A 20979-nucleotide genomic window follows, 5' to 3' on the forward strand; every position below is an offset into this window, starting at 1 on the left:
GTTAGCAGAATGTGCCATAAAAAATTAATCGGCCGACTCCACATGTTGAATTTGTAACCTATGCATACACTGTAAATCGGTTACTAATGGCTTAACCGTGAATCAAATGAATTCTCTTCGACATAATGTGAGCATATTTCTCATAATCACTTATTTAGATGACAAGAACAGCCTTATAAATAGTCTTTATAATCTATTTTTAATTGGTTTAACCGTTAAAAACAGCAGATTTACATAAGATATTAGCAGAAAAAGCTCATACCGTTTATAGCTTAATTATAAATAGAGCGCGAATGAGTGTTATACATCATATCAAGTACTTTCCTGCGTTTAATGACAACTTTACATCATCAATCTACAGCAATCGAATCAGTACAAATATTACTGAACGGGATATCTTAGTGATTCATCCAAAGCGGATCAAATAGCAAAGCCAAATTAGTGCCTCATAAAATGAGACTATGACTCCCACAAATAAGACTTCTATAATGCAGGCAATTGTTCACAAACCTATTAATTCTACGACTAAAATTGATTTTTCATATTTATTCATATCTTTTCGTGATTGGTTCATCCTCAGTAACACCGCTATTCACAACTTACTTTTATGATAAAGGTGCGCTAACAACTCCCTTGATTAAACATAATGTTGAGATGATAACCATGACAACTCGCACCACACTCCTGCTCAGCGGAGCATTACTTACCTTTGCCATAAATGCTCAAGCAGCTGATGATAATCAACTCTTGGGTGGCACGATTAATGGTAAACTCAATTTTACCTCCGATTATGTATTTCGTGGTGAATCTGAAACTTTAGATGGTGATATCCCCGCAGTACAAGGCACTTTGAGCTGGAACCACAATGAAGGCTGGTATGCTGGGGTGTTTAGTTCCAACATTAAATTTGCCGATCCCAATTTAGAAATCGTCACCGCTCCCTTTGTCGGTAAAGCGGGCGAATTTGGCAACTCTGGCTTCACCTATGATGTCATGTTGTTTTCATACCTTTATCCAGGCGCATCCTATTCAAATTACACCGAGCTCTGGCTAAAAGTCGGTAAGCAGTTTGGCAGTGCTAATTTACAGTTAGAAGTAACCCCAACACTTGATGACTGGTTTGGGGTCGATGGCTGGCAAGGCGTAAACTATGCGCTGCACCCAAGTTATCACTTCACCAATGGTGTAAAAATGTCGGGTTCTGTCGGTTATCAAGATTTAAGCGGTGAAGGTGCCGAAGGTTGGGGGCACTGGAACCTAGGTCTTAGCAAAGAGTTCTACGGACTGAGTTTTGATGTTCGTTACCACGGCAGCACAGTTAATAACGATCATAAAGTTTATGGCACTCAGACTGAAATCTTCGATGACAGATTTGTTGTTAGCATAAGCAAAAGTTTTTAAGATTAGCGCGGTTAGCCTGTCTAGGATACAACGTCTCAACAAGCATATAATCGTTTGATACATAAAGCTTTGGCCAGCCATCGGCTGGTCAGCTTGCATTAACATCAGGCGTATTACACTAAATCCGATTATCACCCACGCTACAAGCCAATATGCGGCTAATATCGGCCAAACAACGACCTGACTGCTGTTGCCACTGATTAAACACCGCTTGTACTTGTTTAAGCGCAGTCTGTGATGTAAAGCCAGTATCCACGAGCTTATGTGTTTTAAAATAACCCTTTACATCATCGGTTAACAAGAAAGTATCTTTCCCAATACCGCGCAAAAAATATGGCCCCGTATTACCACCTAATCGCGTACCGCGTTTCTTTAACAATGCCCATAAACCGATAATATCTTGCGTTGGCCAATCGGCAATTAGCTGCGCTAAACTGCCATGCTCACGCGCAATATCGTGGATCATTAACGCATTATCATAAATAGCTTGGGTCTTTTTTAAATGACGAATTAAAGTTGCATCACTCGCTCGAGTTTGAATTTGCTCAGGTGATAACATCAATACCTTGTGTGGTTCAAATCCAAAAAAAGACTTCTCATACTCAGGCCATTTGTTAACAACTACCCGCCACACAAAACCACTTTGAAATACCTGCCGACTCATCGCAGACAATAACTCGGCATCACGATACTGGCGGATCTCATCATCAGTTAAACAACCTGACAGCAAAGCTTCGAGCCCAGCGGAACCACCTTTGCGATCACTGGCTCTGGCATAAATGGATGAGAAACGCTCTAACTGATTCATATAACTACCTTTAAACTGATTAAATTCTGACACTTTAAATACAGCATTAATAATACCGATTTTAATCCCCAATAGATCATTTAGCCTCATCACAAAAATTGGATTCTCTCGAGCGTTTTTAAAACAAACTCTTATAACAAACGCCTCAATTACGACTAAAGTTAAAGCGTGAAATCAAAAAAAGACTGGTTTTGGAGCCTGTATCTATGGAGTTTTTTTATCACCCTTTATCACGCTATTCGCAAAAGGTACTAATTGCACTTTATGAGAAGCAGGCCAACTTTGACGCCATAACTGTCGATTTACGCGATCCGTTCTCACGCCAAAAATTCTATCAACTGTATCCACAAGCAAGAGTGCCTTTACTTAAAACCCAAGATGAACAGCTAATCCCCGAATCCAGCATTATTATTGAATACTTAGACAGGCATTTTTATAGCAGTACCCAACTTCTACCTACGGAGCCAATGCATAATTTACAGGTCAGACTATTTGATCGCATTATCGATAATGATATTAGTAACCCATTACTTCAATTAGAAAAAATGAAAAATATCGACAACAGTAACGAATTTGAAATTAAGAAAATAGAGAAGCTATTACTATTACAATTTCAACACTTAGATGCACAACTCGCACTGCATCATTGGATCTGTGGCGACAGTTTTACACTCGCTGACTGCGCTCTAATACCATGTTTAAACTATGCTTTTAAAAATTTAAACCTGTTAGATTTTGACCAAGTAGTACGCTATTGGCAACAAGCACAACTGCGCGGGGCTTGGATGTTAGTACAGGAGGAAATACTATTGATTGAGCAGGAGGATAATAGAGAGAAAAGAGGCATCCCCTAGGCGAGCATGCCTCTGTAAAATCAAATGTTACGCTCTTTCTTTAACTGTAAAAATGCCTTCCACTTAATCACTTCGGGTGGCAACTCAGGCGCGGGTTCGTTATACCCCGCCTCTTTCACGAGTACATCCAGCGGTATTTGCTTACGCTTACACACAAACACTCCGCGCACATGCACGATACAATGCAGGCCACGCTCACTTACGAAGCGCTGTTCAATATAGAAATATTTCTCATCCCAACCGACAACCTTAGTTTCAATCTCAAACTGTTGAAAAGGCTTAATATCACGAATATAGGTAAATTCGGCGGCATTGACGATTGGCATCCACTTCAACTTTATAAAGCGCTTTAGCAAACCCATCTCAGCCAACATATAAGTCCGCGCGAGATCCATAAAGGCGGGATAACGGGAGTTAGTCAGATGAAAATTGATATCACAATCGCTCGGCAAAGCACGATAAGTGATGCGACTGGTGCCGAGAAAGTCGATCTCACGGCAGTGGCGCGTACGCCAAAATAATAACCAAAACAAACGAAAATACAGATTCATAGCCAGTCACCCTTGAAATAAGAGCCACAGGCTAACAGAGGTCATACCACAGGGCAAGCGAGATCTAGGTCACAAAAAAGGCGCTATCAGGCGCCTTCTTACTGTGTAACTCAGATTATTTTGAGCTCATTACATCAACATAATTAACGGATTAAATATGTTGATATGATTGACTAACAATGACTTATCTAGCCTGTTTATGCAGCAATGCCTGAGTGTCTTAACAGAGCATCGATATTTGGCTCACGCCCCATAAACTGCTTGAATAAGTCCATAGGTTCAGCTGAGCCGCCCATTTCGAGGATATTATGCAAGAAACGACGACCGGTTTCAGGATTGAAAATACCTTCATCCTCAAAGCGCGAAAACGCATCCGCCGACAGCACTTCGGCCCATTTATAGCTGTAATATCCTGCGGCATAACCGCCCGCAAAAATATGGGCAAAACCATGCTGGAAACGGTTAAAGTCTGGTGGTGTTAATACGGCTACCTGACGACGCACTTCATCTAAGGTTTCTTGAATGCGCGCCCCCTTAACAGGATCGTATTCATGGTGCATTCTAAAATCAAACAACGAGAACTCAAGTTGACGCAGCATCGTCATGCCAGATTGGAAGTTTTTCGCCGCCAACATTTTATCTAACAATGCTTTAGGTAATGGCTCGCCCGTTTCGAAGTGGCCAGAAATTTCAGCTAACGCTTCTTCCTGCCAGCACCAGTTTTCCATAAATTGGCTTGGTAATTCGACCGCATCCCAAGGCACACCGCTGATACCCGACACGCCAGCAACATCGATTTTGGTCAGCATATGGTGGATACCGTGGCCAAACTCGTGGAATAGGGTCGTCACTTCATCGTGGGTAAACAACGCAGGTTTACCATCGACCGGACCATTAAAGTTACAGGTCAAATAAGCCACTGGCTTTTGTAAACCATGGGCAGTTTGACGGCGCACACGGCAATCATCCATCCAAGCACCGCCACGTTTACCGGTGCGAGCATATAAGTCGAGGTAGAAACTGCCTCTGTGTTCACCTGTTTCATCAAAAATATCGAAGAAACGAACATCTTTGTGCCAACGATCAAACTCTGTTTGCTCAATGATTTTAAGGCCAAACAAACGCGATACTGTGTAGAACAATCCCGAGAGCACTTTATCTTCTGGGAAATAGGGGCGCAGAATTTCCTGTGAAATCTCATACTTATGCTGCTGTAGCTTCTCGGCGTAGAAACTTAAGTCCCAAGATGCCATCTCAGTCACGCCATATTCAGCCTCGGCAAAAGCTCTTAACTCAGCCAGTTCAGCTTTAGCTTGATCCTTTGAGCGCAGTGCTAATTCATTTAAAAATGCCATTACCTGCGCCGGCGTTTCGGCCATTTTAGTCGCCAGAGATTTATCAGCAAAACTGTCAAAGCCTAGTAGCTGCGCGAGTTCATGGCGCAGCGCTAAAATTTCGTCCATTAACGGGCTGTTATCGAATTCACCGGCATTAGGACCTTGATCGGAGGCGCGGGTGACAAAAGCGCGGTAGCACTCTTCCCGAAGACTGCGGTTTTCGCTGTAGGTCATAACGGGTAAATATGAAGGGAAATCTAAGGTAAATAACCAACCTGTTAACTCACGCGCCTGCGCCATTGCCTTAGCAGCAGCTTTAGCTGAATCGGGTAAACCTGCTAGTTCAGTTTCATCGGTGATTAATTTAGTCCAGGCTTGGGTCGCATCTAATAATTGATTTGAAAAGCCACTGGTAAGCTCAGACAGACGTTTTACAATTTCGCCATAACGCACTTTTTGCCCGTCATCTAAACCAATCCCTGAGAGTTCAAAATCGCGCAGGCTGTGCTCAATCACTTTCTGCTGCGCTTGGCTCAATTGTGCAAATTGATCCGATGCACGTAGGGCTTTATAGGCTTCATATAAACCTTGATGCTGACCAACATAAGTGCCGTACTCTGACAATAATGGCAAGCAAGCATCGTGGGCAGTGCGCCATTCATCTGTGCTAGTGACTGAATTCATGTGAGAAACAGGTGACCAAATTTGGCTCAGTTCATCGTCAACCTGTTCGAGTGGCGCGACTAAATTGTCCCAAGTAAAAGGCCCTTGATGTTGTAATACCTCATCAATCTTAGCGCGAGACTGAGCAATAGCATGCTCAACAGCGACTTGAATATGCTCCGGTTTAATCTGTGAAAAAAGCGGTAATTTTGCGCCGCTAAGCAAAGGGTTACTCATAATGATTCCTCAACAATCTGTATAGGGTATAAATAAGGGCTAATGTCCCATTTATCAAGGCGAGAAAACCGATTGCTCACTTCGATAATCTTTACCTAGCGATTTTTTATTCGGAAAAATGCGAGTTGGTTCGCACTTTTTATTTACGTTTAATTTACTTAAGCATTGTTGCAAACCAGATCGCAAATGGAATCAATTCGCATTAACGTTTAATCAGGAGAGAGTTATTCTCTGCTGTATAAATACACTCGACCTAAAGCTATAAAAATATGGTAATACACTCAGCAAAAATGATGGCAAGCATCCTCTGTATTTTAGGCATCAATAGCCTTAGTCACAGTGCATCCGCCAATGAGAACTTAGAACACATCGAGAGTAAATCATACAATTTAATGCCCAGCGAGATGACTGAACCTTTGGCGGTAACATTCGATTTAGGCTGGGACAGTCAATATATCTCGCAGGGCCGCGATAACTTACAAAATGGCGGTATTTATTGGCTGAATACATCAGTCCAATATGGCAACTTGACCAGCTACGCATTAGTTGGTCGTGGCGATAGCCAAGTCTATACCGAGTGGAATCTTGGCCTTGAATATGGATTTAACTTGGCCGAAAATCTCGAAGCGAATCTGGGATATCAACGTATTGAAGGCTATGGTAGTAGTCGCTGCCAAGATAATGAGCTATTCGCTGAACTCGCCTACACCGCCACACCTTGGTTAATTCCATCAATAAATTATGTTTATTCGGCCGAAGCTAACGGCTATTTTGTGGAAATGAGTCTACACAGTTTTTGGAATATTACTGACCATTTGAGTCTCACGCCCTACATCACCCAAGGGTTTGATTTTAAATACCGAACAGCTGAGCACAATGGTAAGAACAACCTGCAGTTTGGTCTCGAAAGCAATTATCAATTATCACCCAACATGAGTGTCAGCGGCCATATTAGCCATAGCATTGCCCAAGGGGATATTGAACAAGAAGCTGCGGCCAATGGCGATACGAGCTCGCAGGATCAAACTTATGCAGGCATCCACTTTGCAATGACGTTTTAGTTAATTTAGACACTAAATTTGGCAAGACGACATTCCACTCACTAAACTCAAAATGTCGACGGAGCGACTTTACCGTTAATATCCAATTATGCTGAGGGACAGGGAATGTTAGCGCATCAACTTTATTTTATTCGTATTGTGCTTATGGCATTAATGATGCTGTTTATGCAGAGCATAATTCCCGTAAGTGCACAGCTGATATCTGAATCTGAACCTGAACCTGAATCCGAGCCTAGTGTAACGTCTTTATCTAAACCGAAAAAAACCGAACCTTTACCTTTACCTTTAGGTACCTTGCTCGACAGCCATGGACAACCGATAAATATTCCCCACCAAACACAGAGTGCATTAGAGTATTCCACTCCAGTGACCGTCCCTATCAATCCATCAAAAACCAAATCAACTCCGTCTGTTAAAACCTCTAAAGCAAAGAAACTTAACCGTAAACAACAACTAGCTAGTCGTAACCACGTTGCGAACGATCCCAACTGTCGCTGGCTCGATCAGCGTATTGGCCAACTTGAAGCACAACTCAACGGAAAACAAAGCAATAACTTGCAACATGTTAGTGATGAAGCCAGCATCCGTAACAAGGAATGGCAATGCCTTAAATGTGGTGCAGAAGGGCCAGACCAAAACGATCATTCCAATTGCCAATATCGCCGCGAAACAAACACGAAGTGATCGCTCTCTTTAACAGGAAATCTTTGATATCTAGGTGCATAACGAACCTAATGGGCTGGTCTGTTATCATAAACATCCCTACAATGACCTTCTGCTGTAAAGCATCTCATCCTTAAAGTAAGACGGAGAAACTCATGGCTCAACATTTTGACTATATCTGCCTAGGCGCAGGCAGCGGCGGTATCGCCTCAGCAAACCGAGCTGCAATGCGTGGCGCAAAAGTACTACTCATCGAAGCCAAGCATGTGGGTGGCACCTGTGTTAACGTCGGTTGCGTGCCTAAAAAAGTCATGTGGTATGGCGCCCATGTTGCCGAAGCGATGAACCTTTACGCTAAAGATTATGGTTTTGACGTCACGGTTAATAAATTCGATTGGAACACCTTAGTTGAAAACCGCGAAGCCTATATTGGCCGCATTCACGATGCCTATGGCCGTGGTTTTGCCAGTAATAAAGTCACTTTGCTAAATGGCTATGGCCGCTTTGTCGATGGCAACACTATTGAAGTAAACGGTGAACATTACACTGCCGATCATATCCTTATCGCCACTGGCGGCGCGCCGACGATCCCGAATATTCCTGGTGCCGAATACGGTATCGATTCCGATGGTTTCTTTGCCCTGCGTGAGCAACCTAAGCGTGTTGCCGTTGTAGGTGCTGGCTATATTGCCGTTGAAGTCGCTGGCGTTTTGCATGCACTTGGTAGTGAAACTCACTTATTAGTGCGTAAACATGCACCATTGCGTAACTTTGACCCTATCTTAGTCGATGCCCTCGTCGATGCCATGGCGAGTGAAGGCCCAACATTGCATACGCATAGTGTGCCAAAAGCGGTCATTAAAAATGCCGATAACAGCCTAACCTTAAGCTTAGAAAACGGTGAAAGCGTAACGGTTGATTGCCTAATTTGGGCGATTGGCCGCTCACCCGCAACCGGTAATATTGGCTTAGAAAACACTAAAGTCGAATTAGATAACAAAGGCTATGTCATCACTGACGAACAGCAAAATACCACTCACAAAGGGATTTACTGTGTCGGCGATATTATGGCGGGCGGCGTAGAACTCACCCCAGTTGCAGTTAAAGCAGGCCGTTTGTTATCCGAGCGTTTATTTAACGGCATGACAGATGCCAAAATGGATTACAACCTGATCCCAACGGTGGTGTTTAGTCATCCGCCGATTGGCACTATGGGTCTAACAGAGCCAGAAGCGCGTACCCAATATGGCGATGATAACGTCAAAGTGTATACGTCAACTTTTACCTCAATGTACACCGCCGTCACGGCCCATCGTCAAGCCTGTAAGATGAAGTTAGTCTGCGCGGGTAAGGACGAAAAAGTCGTCGGTATTCATGGTATTGGTTTTGGTATGGACGAAATCCTTCAAGGTTTTGGCGTGGCCATGAAAATGGGCGCAACTAAGGCTGATTTCGATGCTGTGGTTGCTATTCACCCAACGGGCGCCGAAGAATTTGTTACCATGAGATAACTGCGGTTTTGACTTTATTCTCATAATAATTAGGGCTAGCTTATGCTGGCCCTAATTGATCCGATATATGATAAAAACATTAACTCTTACGCGACTTTACTATAACCTCGGCTGAGTACTGTGCATTTTAAATTGACTGCGCTGTTATTATTGCACCGCAGCAATCGGGATAAGAGAGTTATGCTTAAAGAGCTCGCGTTCAATGGTTTGCTATTCAGCCCATTAATTATCTTTATTCCCTTGGCTTTTCTGCTTTCCTGCATCACTCGTTTGGTACTGTATCAAACAGGGCTCTATCACCGGCTTTGGCGCTCCGCTTGGTTCGAGGTAGGGCTATTTATCTGCTATCTGGCTTTCGTTATTTACTTGCTTGGGAGTTGATTTTCATGGGCAAAATCTTACGTATCATGCTGACATTAATAGTGGTCGCGGTTGCAGGTATCGCAGGGCACTGGATATGGTCACACTATCTTTATTCTCCTTGGACCCGTGACGGTCGAGTACGCGCCGATATCATCACCATTACGCCCGATGTCTCAGGTTGGGTAAACCAACTAAACGTGGCAGATAATCAGCTCGTCAATAAGGGAGATGTGTTATTCACTGTGGACGATACCCGCTACAAGGCCACCATTGCCGAATTGAATGCGAAAGCAGAAAGCCAAAAATTTGCATGGGAGCTTGCCAAGCATAAGTACAAACGGCGTATCGCATTAACTAATGGCAACTTAGTCAGCAAAGAGACTATCGATGAGGCTTTTATTAATACTGAACTGGCAAGGACCAGTTATGAACTTGCGCTGGCACAATTAAATACTGCCAAAATTGACTTAGAACGAACTCAAATTCTCGCCCCTGAAGACGGCACTCTGATCAATTTAAACCTTAGGTATGGCAACTACGTCAGCAAAGGTAATGCGGTATTTTCACTTGTCCAAAAAAACTCCCTCTATGTTACCGGCTATTTTGAAGAGACTAAAATCCCCTTAATTCACTTAGGTCAAGGTGCCGATATCAATCTAATGAGCGGTGGCCATGTATTGCATGGCAAAGTCATCAGCATTGGTAAAGCCATTGCTAACACTAATGTCACCACCAACGGACAGCTGTTACCACAGATAAATCAGACCTTTAACTGGGTAAGACTCGCGCAGCGTATTCCTGTCGATATTCAACTAGAGGCTATTCCACCTGACGTTGAATTAAGCGTGGGCATGACAGCATCTATCCAGTTACATACTGATAAATAAAATTAAGATGCTGTTATTACAGAGCTTATTTTTCCCAGATAGACGCACCATTATATTCGCGGTTAAAGGCGTAATATCGATGACGCTCGCCTTATATGTGGCGATGTTCTTGAATTTAGAGCGACCCTATTGGGCACTGGTATCAGCCATTTTTCTGCAAGTTCGCCCAGAAAGTGGCTTAGTTATCGAAAAGGGCTTATGCCAGATCGGCGGCAATTTAGTTGGCGCACTGGTTGGGATCATGATACTCAACGGATTTGCTCCATATCCTACACTCGCCTTAGGGCTACTCGCCTGCTGGATAGGGCTCAATTCAGGGCTATCGGCCATGATGCGCCAACAAAACTTTGTATACGCCTTCGCAATGGCCGGTATGACCGCCTGTTTGGTGGTGTTAATAGTCATGGCAAGCCCGAACACGGCCGACAGTGCAAAAATATTTTATGTGGCACAGGCGAGGATCAGCGAGATTATTGTTGGAGCCATCTGTGCCGTATTAGTTAGCCAGCTGCTGTGGCCTGTAAAAGTCAAACATAGCTTGCAGCTACGCGCTAAAAATACCATTAATCAAACGCTGAGTTATCTTGCATTAGAGCTCGACCCCACAGGATCACACGCCAGTCGTCATGAGCATATTGATACTATTCTAGAGTCCATATCTACCCTCAGTGATGACGCCAGCGCGGTAATTTATGAAGGACCGCAAGGGCGTGGACAAAACCATGCAGTAAATTTTCTCTGTAATAAAACCCTTTCATTACTGGCAGCAATCCAAATATTCGGCCGCCTACAGCGTAATCACCCTCAACTGGTTAGCGAGCCACTGGCGAAAATATTAGAGAATATGCGCAGTTGTTTTACCCTAATGGCACACTCAAGTGATTACCAAGAATGCTATAAAATGGCGCGTAGCCTTCGCCATCAAGTGCAGCAAAACCTGCTGCAATATCAGAGTAAAACCCCCTTAGAAACCCGCTTACTCAAGGCCACGATGGAATTAAGTGCCGACCTGATTATGGTGCTCAAAAGCTATAATGTACTGACAAGTAATAGCGCTGCTAACCTCAATGCGCCGCCAATGGAGTTTCACCGTGATCCGCTTATTGGTCTGACTACTGGCCTGCGCAGTATGGCCGTATTTGTGATTGGGGCTTCGTTGTGGATAGGTACAGGTTCTAATGCGGTGCTGATGATGATCCTTTTGCCTGTGGTCTTTTCTATTATGATGGCACGCCAACCACTGCCGATGTTAACAACGGGGTTACGCCATATTCTTGTCGGCATTATCATCATAGTGCCAGTTACCATATTTTATGCCTTGCCCCTATTGGCACAAAGTAGCGGCGATTTTGAAATCCTCATTCTAGTGCTCGCTGGTCCGTTTTTTATCGGCTTATTAGCCTTAGCAAATCGACCGACCTTACCCTATGGTTTAGGCATTTGCGTACCGTTTGCTGTACTTGTGCAGCCCAGTAATAACATTTCTTTTGCAATAGAAAACACGGTCAGTAATGCACTGGCTATTTTTGTAGGCGTTACCGTACTGTATTGGTTATTTAAGCTAATCACTCAACCCAGCGAACACTTAATGCAATATCGACTGCTGCAATCCATCCAAAAAGATCTGGTTAATCTGGCTCAACGTCCCGATCCTACCTCTTGGTTTAATGCCCGTATGGGTGATCGATTGCTGCGGATTGCCACTTACGAAAAAGGCTCGGGTCATAGCTCTCGGGTCTTTACCGACTTGGCGTTTACCGCACTCAATCTTGGCCATGTATCCATTCGTCTAAGGCGCATTTTACAGGGAATACCTGCAGCCCATTTAGAGTCCGCATTACACCTTTGGCAACTCAGTTTAGGTAAAGCTTTTATTACTTGCGCTCAAGGCAAAGTCGCCAAAGAGTTTGCACTTAGCTGCGACACGTTACTGCAAGAACTCGCCAAATCGCCACTCCCACCAGAAGAACTTACGATGATCGAAGGGATGTTTGAACGCGTCAATTTAACCTTTGAACGCACCGCCCACACCATCGCTGAGCAGAAAGAAGCCACTGAAAAATAATCATACATCAAACTATTTTCCGTCTAAAAATCCCACCACGTTACAGTCACCAACCTTATTAAAATCCAATGAAAGCTTGAAGTTTAGCCAATAAAATGTCTTAATATAATTAGATCACTAACTATATTGGTGATATTAATTCAATTATCAACCAAGGAGAGACTATGTCATCGGGGAACCCATCAGAGGAAAATCTCATCTCACAGGCAACACGTTTTACCCTAGTACACGCCAAAGAATCAATGCAGTTTATGTGTTTGCTCGCCGTATTAAGCACCTATCTCTTTGTCATTTTGAAACCGAGTATTATTCAAAATAACAAAGCGTTAGGAGATAAATAATTCATGAACTATCTCGCTTACGTTTCCTTAGCGGTCTATTTTATCGCTATGCTTGCCATTGGCTTATTTGCCTATAAAAATTCCACCAGCGATGTATCTGGCTATATTCTCGGCGGGCGTAAAGTCAGCCCACAGGTCACGGCACTCTCAGCGGGTGCATCAGACATGAGTGGTTGGATGCTGATGGGCCTACCAGGCGCTATGTTTTTGGTTGGATTTGAAACCATTTACATCGCCCTTGGCCTATTGATTGGTGCTCTAATCAATTATTTGATTGTGGCCCCTAAACTGCGTGTTTATACCGAAGTGGCCGACAACGCACTGACCATTCCAGAGTTTTTTGCTAAACGTTTTGGTAACGCTAATAGCAGCATCCGTATTATCGCTGCTGTAATTATTGTTATTTTCTTTACCTTGTATACCTCAGCAGGACTGGTTGCTGGCGGTAAATTGTTTGAGTCAGCATTTGGTTTGAACTATGACATTGGCCTAATTGTGACGCTTAGCGTGGTGGTTTCTTACACCTTGTTAGGTGGTTTCTTGGCCGTGAGCCTGACTGACTTTGTTCAAGGCTGCATTATGTTTATCGCACTAGTCTTAGTGCCTGTAGTGGCTTACCAAGAGTTTAACAGTGCCGACAAGATGATGAATTTTGCGTATCAGTCGATTCCACATTTCTCTGATGCCATGCAAAACGTCACTATGTTAGGGCTTATCTCGAGCTTATCTTGGGGGCTGGGTTATTTTGGTCAACCGCATATTATCGTGCGCTTTATGGCGATTCGTTCAGTCGCAGACATAAAAACTGCAAGACGCATTGGTATGGGTTGGATGACAGTAACCATTGTTGGTGCGCTGGCAACGGGACTGGTTGGTATTGCTTACGCCAATAAATTTGGTATGAAGTTGAGCGATCCTGAAACCATCTTTATCGTGTTCTCAGAATTGTTATTCCATCCGATTATTAGTGGCTTCTTACTGGCCGCGATTCTAGCGGCGATTATGAGTACCATTTCATCGCAGCTATTAGTGTCATCAAGCTCACTCACGGAAGATATCTATCGTGTTATTTCGAAGAAAGAATCTACCGAGAAAGACATGGTTAAAATGGGACGCTATGGCGTCGCAGGTGTGGCCATTGTTGCGAGTCTACTGGCGCTCGACCGCTCTAGCAGTGTGTTATCACTGGTGAGTAATGCCTGGGCAGGATTTGGTGCCGCTTTTGGTCCGTTAGTTTTGTTTAGTTTGTATAAAGCTAACCTAACCCACAAAGCCGCGATAGCCGGCATAGTGTCAGGCGCTCTCACTGTCCTGTTTTGGATTTATGCACCAGTATTAGCAGATGGCAAAGCCTTAACCACAGTGGTGTATGAAATGATCCCCGGCTTTGCCGTGAGCAGTATGGTGATTTGGGTAGTGTCGTTACTCGATGCCGACCCTTGTGCCAAAACCACTAAATTATTCCACAAGGCTGGCCGTGTTTTAGCCGAAGACAGATAAGGCATTAAGGTATGACTGACTTACCCTGGAAACGCATTGTCGTTAAGGTAGGTAGTGCCCTGATTGCTCCCCAAAAACAAGGTTGCAGCAGCCACTACTTACTCGGCATTGCCCAATTTATTACTTATTGTCGTGCCCAAGGGATCCAAGTTGTCTTGGTCTCTTCGGGCTCAGTCGCCGCGGGATGGCATCACTTTGGCGAGGTTGATAAACCCAGCGTCACAGTGAAAAAAGCCATGGCAGCAGCGGGTCAGGCCGATATGATGGCCACATGGAACAAGTTATTTGATTTCCCAACCGCCCAGCTACTGTTAACTCACGGCGATTTACGTAATCGTGATCGTTACATCAGCATTAAAGATACGATTTTTAGCCTACTCGAACACGGGCTACTGCCGATTATCAACGAGAACGATGCCGTGACCGCCGACAAGCTCAAAGTCGGCGATAACGATAATCTCTCGGCCATGGTCGCCGCGGCTGCCGATGCCGATACATTGATTATCTGTTCGGATGTGAATGGGCTTTACACGCAAAACCCCCATGAAAATCCCGATGCAAAGTTGATAAAACAAGTCACCGAAATTACTGCCGAGATTTACGCCATGGCCGGCGGTGCCAGTAGCGCCGTCGGTACCGGTGGCATGCGAACTAAGATCCAAGCCGCCAAAAAGGCAATATCCCACGGGATTGAAACCTTTATTATCAATGGCTTTGATGCTGACTCCTTCAACCAATTATTGAAGGGTCAAAATCCCGGTACGCTGTTCACTTCCCACGAGAAACCCATGCAGGAACATTTGCATTGGATGACACATACCTCGCAGGCTCAGGGCGAAGTCATTGTCGAAAATGATTTTGATATTGACCTTGATGCCCATAGCGAGCAATTGACCAGTGACGATGTTGTCGCCATTAACGGTGATTTTTCAGTGGGTGACACTATTTTAGTACGCAAAGGTGACGGTACTAAATTGGCAAAAGCCAAATCCAATTACAGCAGTTGTTTACTTAGCTTTATTACGGACCAAGACGATCGCGAGTTTGCCAGTGAATTTCAGCAAAAGACTGGACCGATCATTTCCGAGAAAAACATCGCCATTCTCGAATAAGCATCAGCCGAATAAATATGAGCGAGTAAACATCTAAGCGGAGTAAATATGACTTTAATCAAAAATTTATCTGAAGAAGCTGCCAAAGCGGCTCTTATCCTCGCCCAAGTTGACGAACAGCTTAAAAATACTGTGCTCCTCGATATGGCGCGCTCAATACGCGAAAAAGCCTATGAAATCCAAAGCGCTAATCTAATCGACTTGAACAGAGCAACAGCCGATAACGTTGCCCCAGCGATGCTAGACCGCTTAACGCTAACACCTGAACGCATTGAAGCCATGGCAGTAGGCATTGAAACCATTGCCGCCCTGCCCGATCCCATTGGTAACGAGCGCTATATTGGCAAGCGACCTAACGGTTTATCCATCAGTAAAATGCGTGTGCCTTTAGGTGTGGTTTGTATGATTTATGAAGCGCGCCCCAATGTTACCGCCGATGCGGGCGCCCTGTGCTTTAAATCTGGTAATGCGGTGATCCTGCGCGGTGGGAAAGAAGCGCTGACGAGCAGCAAAGTTATCGCTACTATTTTGCAAAACGTATTAACACAATACGCTTTACCAACCGCGTTAATCACAGTGGTCCCTGATCCTGATCGCGCGCTGTTACTAGAGTTGATGCAGCAGCGTGACTATATCGATGTGATCATTCCCCGTGGCGGCGAAGGTTTAATTAACTTTGTCACTGATAACAGTAGAATACCAGTGATCCAGCATTTTAAAGGTGTGTGCCATTTATACGTTGATAAGGATGCCGATTTAGATAACGCACTAGCCTTATTGCTCAACGGTAAAACGCAGCGCACAGGCGTATGTAATGCCCTCGAAGCCCTATTAGTACATCAAGATATCGCGGCGCAATTTTTGCCTAAAGTCGCCAAATCGCTGGCAGAGCACAAGGTTAAAATCAACGCTTGTACTCAGGCCGGTGGCTACTTTGAACACTGTACTTACATGGAAGAAAACGATTTCGGCCAAGAGTATTTAGATCTCGAAATCGCCATTCGTCAAGTCGACAGCTTCGACCATGCAATCCAACATATTGCCCGTTTTGGTAGCCAACATACTGAAGTGATTTGCACCGAAAACGAAGTCACAGCCGCACGCTTCCAACGTGCAGTTGATGCGTCTGTCGTCATGGTGAATGCCTCATCGCGCTTCTCTGACGGCAGCGAACTCGGCCTTGGCGCCGAAATTGGTATTGCCACCACTAAGCTACATGCCTACGGCCCAATGGGGCTCGAGTCTTTAACTGCTGAAAAGTATTTAGTCTCAGGAACCGGCCAAGTGCGCGCTTAATTAGTTGGGTCCCGATTCAATTGTAAAGATTAAAGGCTGCAATCGATAACGACTGCGGCCTTTTTTTTTAGCTAAAGGAACTTGAGTTACAACTAATTGTATTCCAAGGCTAACCCATAAAACCGAGTGATAGTAAGGTATACACTAGAACTGCTAACCCATTAATAACTCCCCCGCTAAAGACCGCCGACAAGATATTCACCAATAAGTCACCACTTCGCTGAAATAATTTACACATTCAGCATGTTGCATTTATTTTCAACAAACATACAATGCGAGTAATTCTCATTTACAAGTAAGATTTACTAGTAACATGGATGTGTGCCCGGAATAACTCATCATCATTTAATTTAAATATCGCCTGAAAGGATTGAAATACCATGCCTCCCCCATTTGTTTTAACGTCATGGCGCTCGCCATTGATTCCTGTACTTCTCAGCACGCTTACTCTGACGGTTCAAGCCAACACCGACCCTACACAAGATGAAAAAGATGAAACAAAACAGATAGAAAGGTTAAATGTGGTGGGCACTTACACTCGAGCAGCAATGAATAGCGCTACGGGTTTGTCTATGTCGCTCAAAGAAACCCCGCAAAGCGTCACTTTGATTACCGAAGAGATGATCAGTGACAAAGGTTTGGTCACTATGGAGTCAGTGTTAAACCACACTCCGGGCGTCACTATGGTGGGCGATGCCTCTGAAAATAGTCAGATTTTTGTGCGCGGTTATGCACTCGATAGCGGTGTCCAAATTGACGGCCTAATCACGACCTCTTCATCCCATGTTTACAGCGGTTCAATTGATCAAGGTTTAGATCCTGTGATTGCCGAACGGGTTGAAGTGTTAAAAGGTGCCGCCGGGATTTTAAGCGGTTTAGGTGAACCTTCTGCCACAGTTAACTTTATTCGCAAACGCCCAACCGATGACACCCGCGCCACCGCAAGTGTCAGTTATGGCTCATGGAATACCTATAGATTAGAGGCCGATGTTTCTGGCTGGCTAACGGATTCGGGCAATGTTAAAGGCCGATTCGTCAGTGCAGTGAAAAAAGGCGATTCTTTTATCGACCGCTATCAACGCGATACAGCGGTGCTTTATGGCGTAGTTGAAACAAGTCTCGGCACAGATACTAGCTTGTCATTGTTTGCGGACTATCAAAAATCACAAACCGACGGCGTGTATAACTGGAACTCTAATCCTGCATTCTATACCGATGGCACACCTGTCGAGTTCGGCCGCAGTTATTCCAACTCACAGGACTGGACCCATTGGGACGTGACCCAAAAAAGTCTCATGGCCGAGTTTAAACATAGATTCGATAACGACTGGTCACTCGTCAGTGCCTATCGTATTGCTAATGCCACCATAGACGCATTGGCGTTTTACCCTGGTGACTACATAGTGAAATCAACCGGCGAATTTGTCGGTCCTTGGGGCGATACCTATGCCGCCCAGCATGATAGAGAATCCGATACCAACAGTTTCAACCTGTACGCCACGGGTAACTTTGACTTACTCGGCCGTGAACATAGCGCTGTGATTGGTTTTAACTACGGTGATAACGAGTTTGACAACATCAATACTGAATCTGATCGCCAACGTCGCTATAACGTGGCCGATCAAGGCAATTACCCCAAGCCTAATCTGCCTAATTCACCCACCAATGGCCAAACGAATGAACAAAGTCAATCAGGTGTTTACGGTACAGTCCGTATCAATGTATTGGATTCGCTAAAGTTAATGGTCGGTGGGCGCGTGAGTGATTGGTCCTACGAAAAACATGATCTCGTAGGCAATAGCACAGATGCAAGCATGGAAAAAACCGGCATTTTCATTCCTTACTATGGCCTAGTCTACGATGTGACCGAGCAGATCTCTGTCTACGCCAGCCGTACTGAAATCTTCAAGCCCGGCACTTATTTTGGTGAAGATGGCCAACTGCTCGAACCCGCAGAAGGCACCAACGTTGAAGGTGGCATCAAGGTCGCATTGTTCGATGACACCCTCAATATGTCAGCGGCAATCTACGAAACCAACAAAGACAACGAACCCGAATATGCGGGTAAAGGCCAGCTACCTTCAGGGGATTCTATCTACGAAAGTGTCGATGGCATTACCACCAAGGGCTACGAGCTTGAAATTGCCGGGCGACTTACCGACCTTTGGGATATTAGTGGCGGTTATACCCATAACGACGCGGAAGATGCAGATGGCCTACGTCGCCAAACCTATCTACCCGAAGATATTTTCAAACTAACCACTAAGTACAACTTTGAAGACATCCTTCCAGGTGTTACTGCGGGCGCAAGCTGGCGCTGGCAGAGCAGCACCTTCTATGATGGCACCATCTATGGCGTCGATGGCGCGCCGAATGTGGCTTACCGTCAAACACAGGCTGCCTACTCGCTGGTTGATTTCATGTTTGGCTACGAAATAACACCGTCAATTTCGATGCAATTGAATATCAACAATATTTTCGACAAAAACTATAACCGCTCTCTTTGGGGTTACGCAGACTTTGGCGAGCCACGTAATGCCACCCTGTCATTACGTTGGACACTGTAAAATTTTCTACTAAACCCTAAATAACATTAAGGATAATCAAATGAAACAAGTACTTGTACTATTCACTTTACTCAGCGGTATTACACTTTCAACTCAAGCACATGAAGTGTGGCTTGAGCGCAGCAGCGATGGTTCAGTCAAAGTGCAATTTGGTGAACCTGGTTCAGAGTACGCCACCGCCGAAGAGTTAGCGTCGTTAAGCGCAGCACGAATTTTAGATGCCAATGCTAAAGCACCGTTGACCGCCACAGCGCAGGCCGATCATTTGCTGGTTAAAACACAAGATGGCAAGAGTGATGTCAGTTTCTATGCCGATACCGCATGGCAGCCATGGAAAACTGAGATCGGGCTGCAGGCCGCAATACTCTACGCCCGCACGGGACAAGAGCACACCAAAGCGCTGCAAGATTTTGAATTTACACCAGTAAAGGCAGGCGCTCCCGAGTTTGTGCTTAGTTACAAAGGCGCGCCATTGGTTAATCATCCCGTGCAAGTGTATCGCCCCGGTTTTTGGAGCAAGTCTTTCACTACCGATGCCCAAGGTAAATTCGCCCTCGACACCCCTGATGCAGGCCGCTATTTACTCGTCAGCAACCACACCACTGATGGTAAACAAACACTGGCTGGCAACGAGGTTGATAGCGTTTTACACATCACCACCACAAGTTTTATCACTCAGTAATAATCTTAATAGTCAGATGGAGTTAACGTGCGGTATTTAATGATAGGTTTATATCTGCTGAGTTTTGCAGTCCACGCAAGCGCAGTACCTGTAACAGTCGCCTTGCCACAAACAGGCAACACCAATGAACTGTTGCCACTCAGTGGCTCAATTAAATCCGCACGGGTGGCTCGCTTATCGGCACGCACCGATGGCCTAGTGGCTAAAGTGCTGGTCGATGCAGGCTCGCAAGTCAGCGCAGGCCAGCCTTTGCTCGCACTCGATGACACCTTAGCCGTACACCAATTAGCACAGCGTCAAGCCGATGTCATGGCCGCTAAAACCATGCTGGCAGAAAAACAGCGCCTCCTTACTGAGGCGCAAACACTCAGCTCTCAGCAGTTATTTCCCGAAACGGAGCGCGCGATACGCCAAGCGGCGTTAACCGAGGCCGAAGCTAATCTACAAAGTTTAACGGCAGCACTAGCACACCAAAAAGAGCTAGTTGCCCGCCACCAATTAATGGCGCCGTTTGCGGGAGTTATTTCAAGTAAACAAACTGAAACCGGTGAATGGGTTAATGTCGGCACTGAAATCTTCACCTTAGTATCCCAAGAACAGCTCTGGCTCGATATTCAAGTGCCGCAAGAAATGTTCCAAAGCGTAGCCACGGCGACTCACGTGGACATTACCGCCGACATGCTGCCTGAACAACAGTTTAGCGGCCATGTAAGTGCCCTTGTCCCTGTGAGCGACCATAATGCTCGCAGCTTTTTAGTGCGCTTAACCATTCCCGAGGCGGATAGACTTTTGATGCCCGGCACATCGGCCACCGCGACCTTCCACTTACTGCGAGCAAAACACAGTGTTGTGGTGCCGCAAGATGCCTTAATCCGTCATCCCGACGGCCAGTTCAGCGTCTTTACCGTGCAAAACAACATAGCCCAACGTCATAGCGTTCAAATTGGCCATACGAGCGCCATCGGAATTGAAATTCTCAGTCCGTTACCCAAAGACGCGCCTGTGGTTATCCGCGGTAACGAAAGCCTACAAGACCAACAGTCAGTCTCTGTACTCAACCCTGTCATAGGAGGTTAGTAG

The 20979-nt window shown here is 45.0% G+C and carries 18 protein-coding genes; 15 read left to right on the forward strand and 3 right to left on the reverse strand.

Going from position 1 to position 20979, the window contains the following annotated elements; genetic code table 11:
- The first annotated feature begins 654 nt into the window (after positions 1 to 654).
- A complete protein-coding gene (locus BW947_RS05495) occupies positions 655 to 1401 on the forward strand; it encodes a TorF family putative porin (protein WP_083948142.1) in 747 nt (248 codons plus the stop codon).
- 118 nt (positions 1402 to 1519) lie between these two features.
- On the opposite strand, the gene BW947_RS05500 is transcribed toward BW947_RS05495, so the two are convergent.
- Positions 1520 to 2209, reverse strand: a complete 690-nt coding sequence (locus BW947_RS05500; protein ID WP_076497512.1) for a DNA-3-methyladenine glycosylase I — start codon at positions 2207 to 2209, stop codon at positions 1520 to 1522.
- 206 nt (positions 2210 to 2415) lie between these two features.
- On the opposite strand from BW947_RS05500, the gene BW947_RS05505 reads away from it, so the two are divergent.
- Complete coding sequence (locus BW947_RS05505; RefSeq protein WP_076497317.1) at positions 2416 to 3063, forward strand: glutathione S-transferase family protein; 648 nt, start codon at positions 2416 to 2418, stop codon at positions 3061 to 3063.
- Between the two features lie 20 nt (positions 3064 to 3083).
- Here BW947_RS05505 and BW947_RS05510 read toward each other — a convergent pair whose 3' ends face one another.
- Both BW947_RS05510 and prlC read right to left on the reverse strand, forming a co-directional pair.
- Positions 3084 to 3614 (reverse strand): thioesterase family protein, encoded by a 531-nt coding sequence (locus BW947_RS05510; RefSeq protein ID WP_076497318.1) that lies wholly within the window; start codon positions 3612 to 3614, stop codon positions 3084 to 3086.
- A gap of 197 nt (positions 3615 to 3811) precedes the next feature.
- Entirely contained in the window at positions 3812 to 5851 is a 2040-nt protein-coding gene (prlC, locus tag BW947_RS05515; protein WP_076497320.1) for an oligopeptidase A, read from the reverse strand.
- Positions 5852 to 6120: 269 nt separating this feature from the next.
- Here prlC and BW947_RS05520 point away from each other — a divergent pair, with 269 nt between their 5' ends.
- The 13 genes from BW947_RS05520 (at position 6121) to BW947_RS05575 (ending at position 20976) form a co-directional block, all read left to right on the forward strand.
- On the forward strand, positions 6121 to 6912 hold the full coding sequence (locus BW947_RS05520; protein WP_076497323.1) for a hypothetical protein: 792 nt from the start codon (positions 6121 to 6123) through the stop codon (positions 6910 to 6912).
- Positions 6913 to 7017: 105 nt separating this feature from the next.
- Complete coding sequence (locus tag BW947_RS05525; protein WP_076497325.1) at positions 7018 to 7596, forward strand: hypothetical protein; 579 nt, start codon at positions 7018 to 7020, stop codon at positions 7594 to 7596.
- Between the two features lie 134 nt (positions 7597 to 7730).
- Positions 7731 to 9086, forward strand: a complete 1356-nt coding sequence (gorA, locus tag BW947_RS05530) for a glutathione-disulfide reductase (protein ID WP_076497326.1) — start codon at positions 7731 to 7733, stop codon at positions 9084 to 9086.
- Between the two features lie 180 nt (positions 9087 to 9266).
- Positions 9267 to 9467, forward strand: a complete 201-nt coding sequence (locus tag BW947_RS05535; protein ID WP_076497328.1) for a DUF1656 domain-containing protein — start codon at positions 9267 to 9269, stop codon at positions 9465 to 9467.
- Between the two features lie 5 nt (positions 9468 to 9472).
- A complete protein-coding gene (locus BW947_RS05540; protein WP_076497330.1) occupies positions 9473 to 10336 on the forward strand; it encodes an efflux RND transporter periplasmic adaptor subunit in 864 nt (287 codons plus the stop codon).
- Positions 10337 to 10343: 7 nt separating this feature from the next.
- A complete protein-coding gene (locus BW947_RS05545; RefSeq protein WP_076497332.1) occupies positions 10344 to 12401 on the forward strand; it encodes an FUSC family protein in 2058 nt (685 codons plus the stop codon).
- A 164-nt stretch (positions 12402 to 12565) separates the two neighbouring features.
- Positions 12566 to 12742, forward strand: coding sequence for a hypothetical protein (locus BW947_RS18775; protein ID WP_167368902.1), 177 nt, complete (start codon positions 12566 to 12568; stop codon positions 12740 to 12742).
- 3 nt (positions 12743 to 12745) lie between these two features.
- Positions 12746 to 14242 carry a sodium/proline symporter PutP gene (putP, locus tag BW947_RS05550; protein WP_076497334.1) on the forward strand — a complete coding sequence of 499 codons (1497 nt, stop codon included), beginning with the start codon at positions 12746 to 12748 and terminating at the stop codon, positions 14240 to 14242.
- An 11-nt stretch (positions 14243 to 14253) separates the two neighbouring features.
- Positions 14254 to 15354, forward strand: a complete 1101-nt coding sequence (gene proB / locus BW947_RS05555; protein ID WP_076497335.1) for a glutamate 5-kinase — start codon at positions 14254 to 14256, stop codon at positions 15352 to 15354.
- A 48-nt stretch (positions 15355 to 15402) separates the two neighbouring features.
- The gene (locus BW947_RS05560; protein WP_076497337.1) at positions 15403 to 16650 is read left to right on the forward strand and encodes a glutamate-5-semialdehyde dehydrogenase; all 1248 of its coding nucleotides are present in this window, start codon (positions 15403 to 15405) and stop codon (positions 16648 to 16650) included.
- 380 nt (positions 16651 to 17030) lie between these two features.
- Entirely contained in the window at positions 17031 to 19217 is a 2187-nt protein-coding gene (locus tag BW947_RS05565; RefSeq protein WP_076497339.1) for a TonB-dependent siderophore receptor, read from the forward strand.
- A 40-nt stretch (positions 19218 to 19257) separates the two neighbouring features.
- The gene (locus tag BW947_RS05570) at positions 19258 to 19899 is read left to right on the forward strand and encodes a nickel transporter (RefSeq protein WP_076497341.1); all 642 of its coding nucleotides are present in this window, start codon (positions 19258 to 19260) and stop codon (positions 19897 to 19899) included.
- Positions 19900 to 19926: 27 nt separating this feature from the next.
- Positions 19927 to 20976 (forward strand): efflux RND transporter periplasmic adaptor subunit, encoded by a 1050-nt coding sequence (locus BW947_RS05575; protein ID WP_076497344.1) that lies wholly within the window; start codon positions 19927 to 19929, stop codon positions 20974 to 20976.
- The last annotated feature ends 3 nt before the right edge of the window (positions 20977 to 20979 follow it).

The sequence above is a fragment of the Shewanella morhuae genome (genome assembly GCF_900156405.1).
GTDB classification, from domain to species: Bacteria; Pseudomonadota; Gammaproteobacteria; order Enterobacterales; family Shewanellaceae; genus Shewanella; species Shewanella morhuae.

Excerpts from the sequence above, each read along its gene's own strand:
- prlC (WP_076497320.1), bottom strand. The coding sequence starts at position 5,851 with ATGAGTAACCCTTTGCTTAGCGGCGCAAAATTACCGCTTTTTTCACAG.
- BW947_RS05495 (WP_083948142.1), top strand. The coding sequence starts at position 655 with ATGATAACCATGACAACTCGCACCACACTCCTGCTCAGCGGAGCATTA.
- BW947_RS05565 (WP_076497339.1), top strand. The coding sequence starts at position 17,031 with ATGCCTCCCCCATTTGTTTTAACGTCATGGCGCTCGCCATTGATTCCT.
- gorA (WP_076497326.1), top strand. The coding sequence starts at position 7,731 with ATGGCTCAACATTTTGACTATATCTGCCTAGGCGCAGGCAGCGGCGGT.
- BW947_RS18775 (WP_167368902.1), top strand. The coding sequence starts at position 12,566 with ATGTCATCGGGGAACCCATCAGAGGAAAATCTCATCTCACAGGCAACA.
- BW947_RS05540 (WP_076497330.1), top strand. The coding sequence starts at position 9,473 with ATGGGCAAAATCTTACGTATCATGCTGACATTAATAGTGGTCGCGGTT.
- BW947_RS05535 (WP_076497328.1), top strand. The coding sequence starts at position 9,267 with ATGCTTAAAGAGCTCGCGTTCAATGGTTTGCTATTCAGCCCATTAATT.
- BW947_RS05505 (WP_076497317.1), top strand. The coding sequence starts at position 2,416 with ATGGAGTTTTTTTATCACCCTTTATCACGCTATTCGCAAAAGGTACTA.
- putP (WP_076497334.1), top strand. The coding sequence starts at position 12,746 with ATGAACTATCTCGCTTACGTTTCCTTAGCGGTCTATTTTATCGCTATG.
- BW947_RS05520 (WP_076497323.1), top strand. The coding sequence starts at position 6,121 with ATGGTAATACACTCAGCAAAAATGATGGCAAGCATCCTCTGTATTTTA.
- BW947_RS05570 (WP_076497341.1), top strand. The coding sequence starts at position 19,258 with ATGAAACAAGTACTTGTACTATTCACTTTACTCAGCGGTATTACACTT.
- BW947_RS05510 (WP_076497318.1), bottom strand. The coding sequence starts at position 3,614 with ATGAATCTGTATTTTCGTTTGTTTTGGTTATTATTTTGGCGTACGCGC.
- proB (WP_076497335.1), top strand. The coding sequence starts at position 14,254 with ATGACTGACTTACCCTGGAAACGCATTGTCGTTAAGGTAGGTAGTGCC.
- BW947_RS05525 (WP_076497325.1), top strand. The coding sequence starts at position 7,018 with ATGTTAGCGCATCAACTTTATTTTATTCGTATTGTGCTTATGGCATTA.
- BW947_RS05500 (WP_076497512.1), bottom strand. The coding sequence starts at position 2,209 with ATGAATCAGTTAGAGCGTTTCTCATCCATTTATGCCAGAGCCAGTGAT.
- BW947_RS05560 (WP_076497337.1), top strand. The coding sequence starts at position 15,403 with ATGACTTTAATCAAAAATTTATCTGAAGAAGCTGCCAAAGCGGCTCTT.
- BW947_RS05545 (WP_076497332.1), top strand. The coding sequence starts at position 10,344 with ATGCTGTTATTACAGAGCTTATTTTTCCCAGATAGACGCACCATTATA.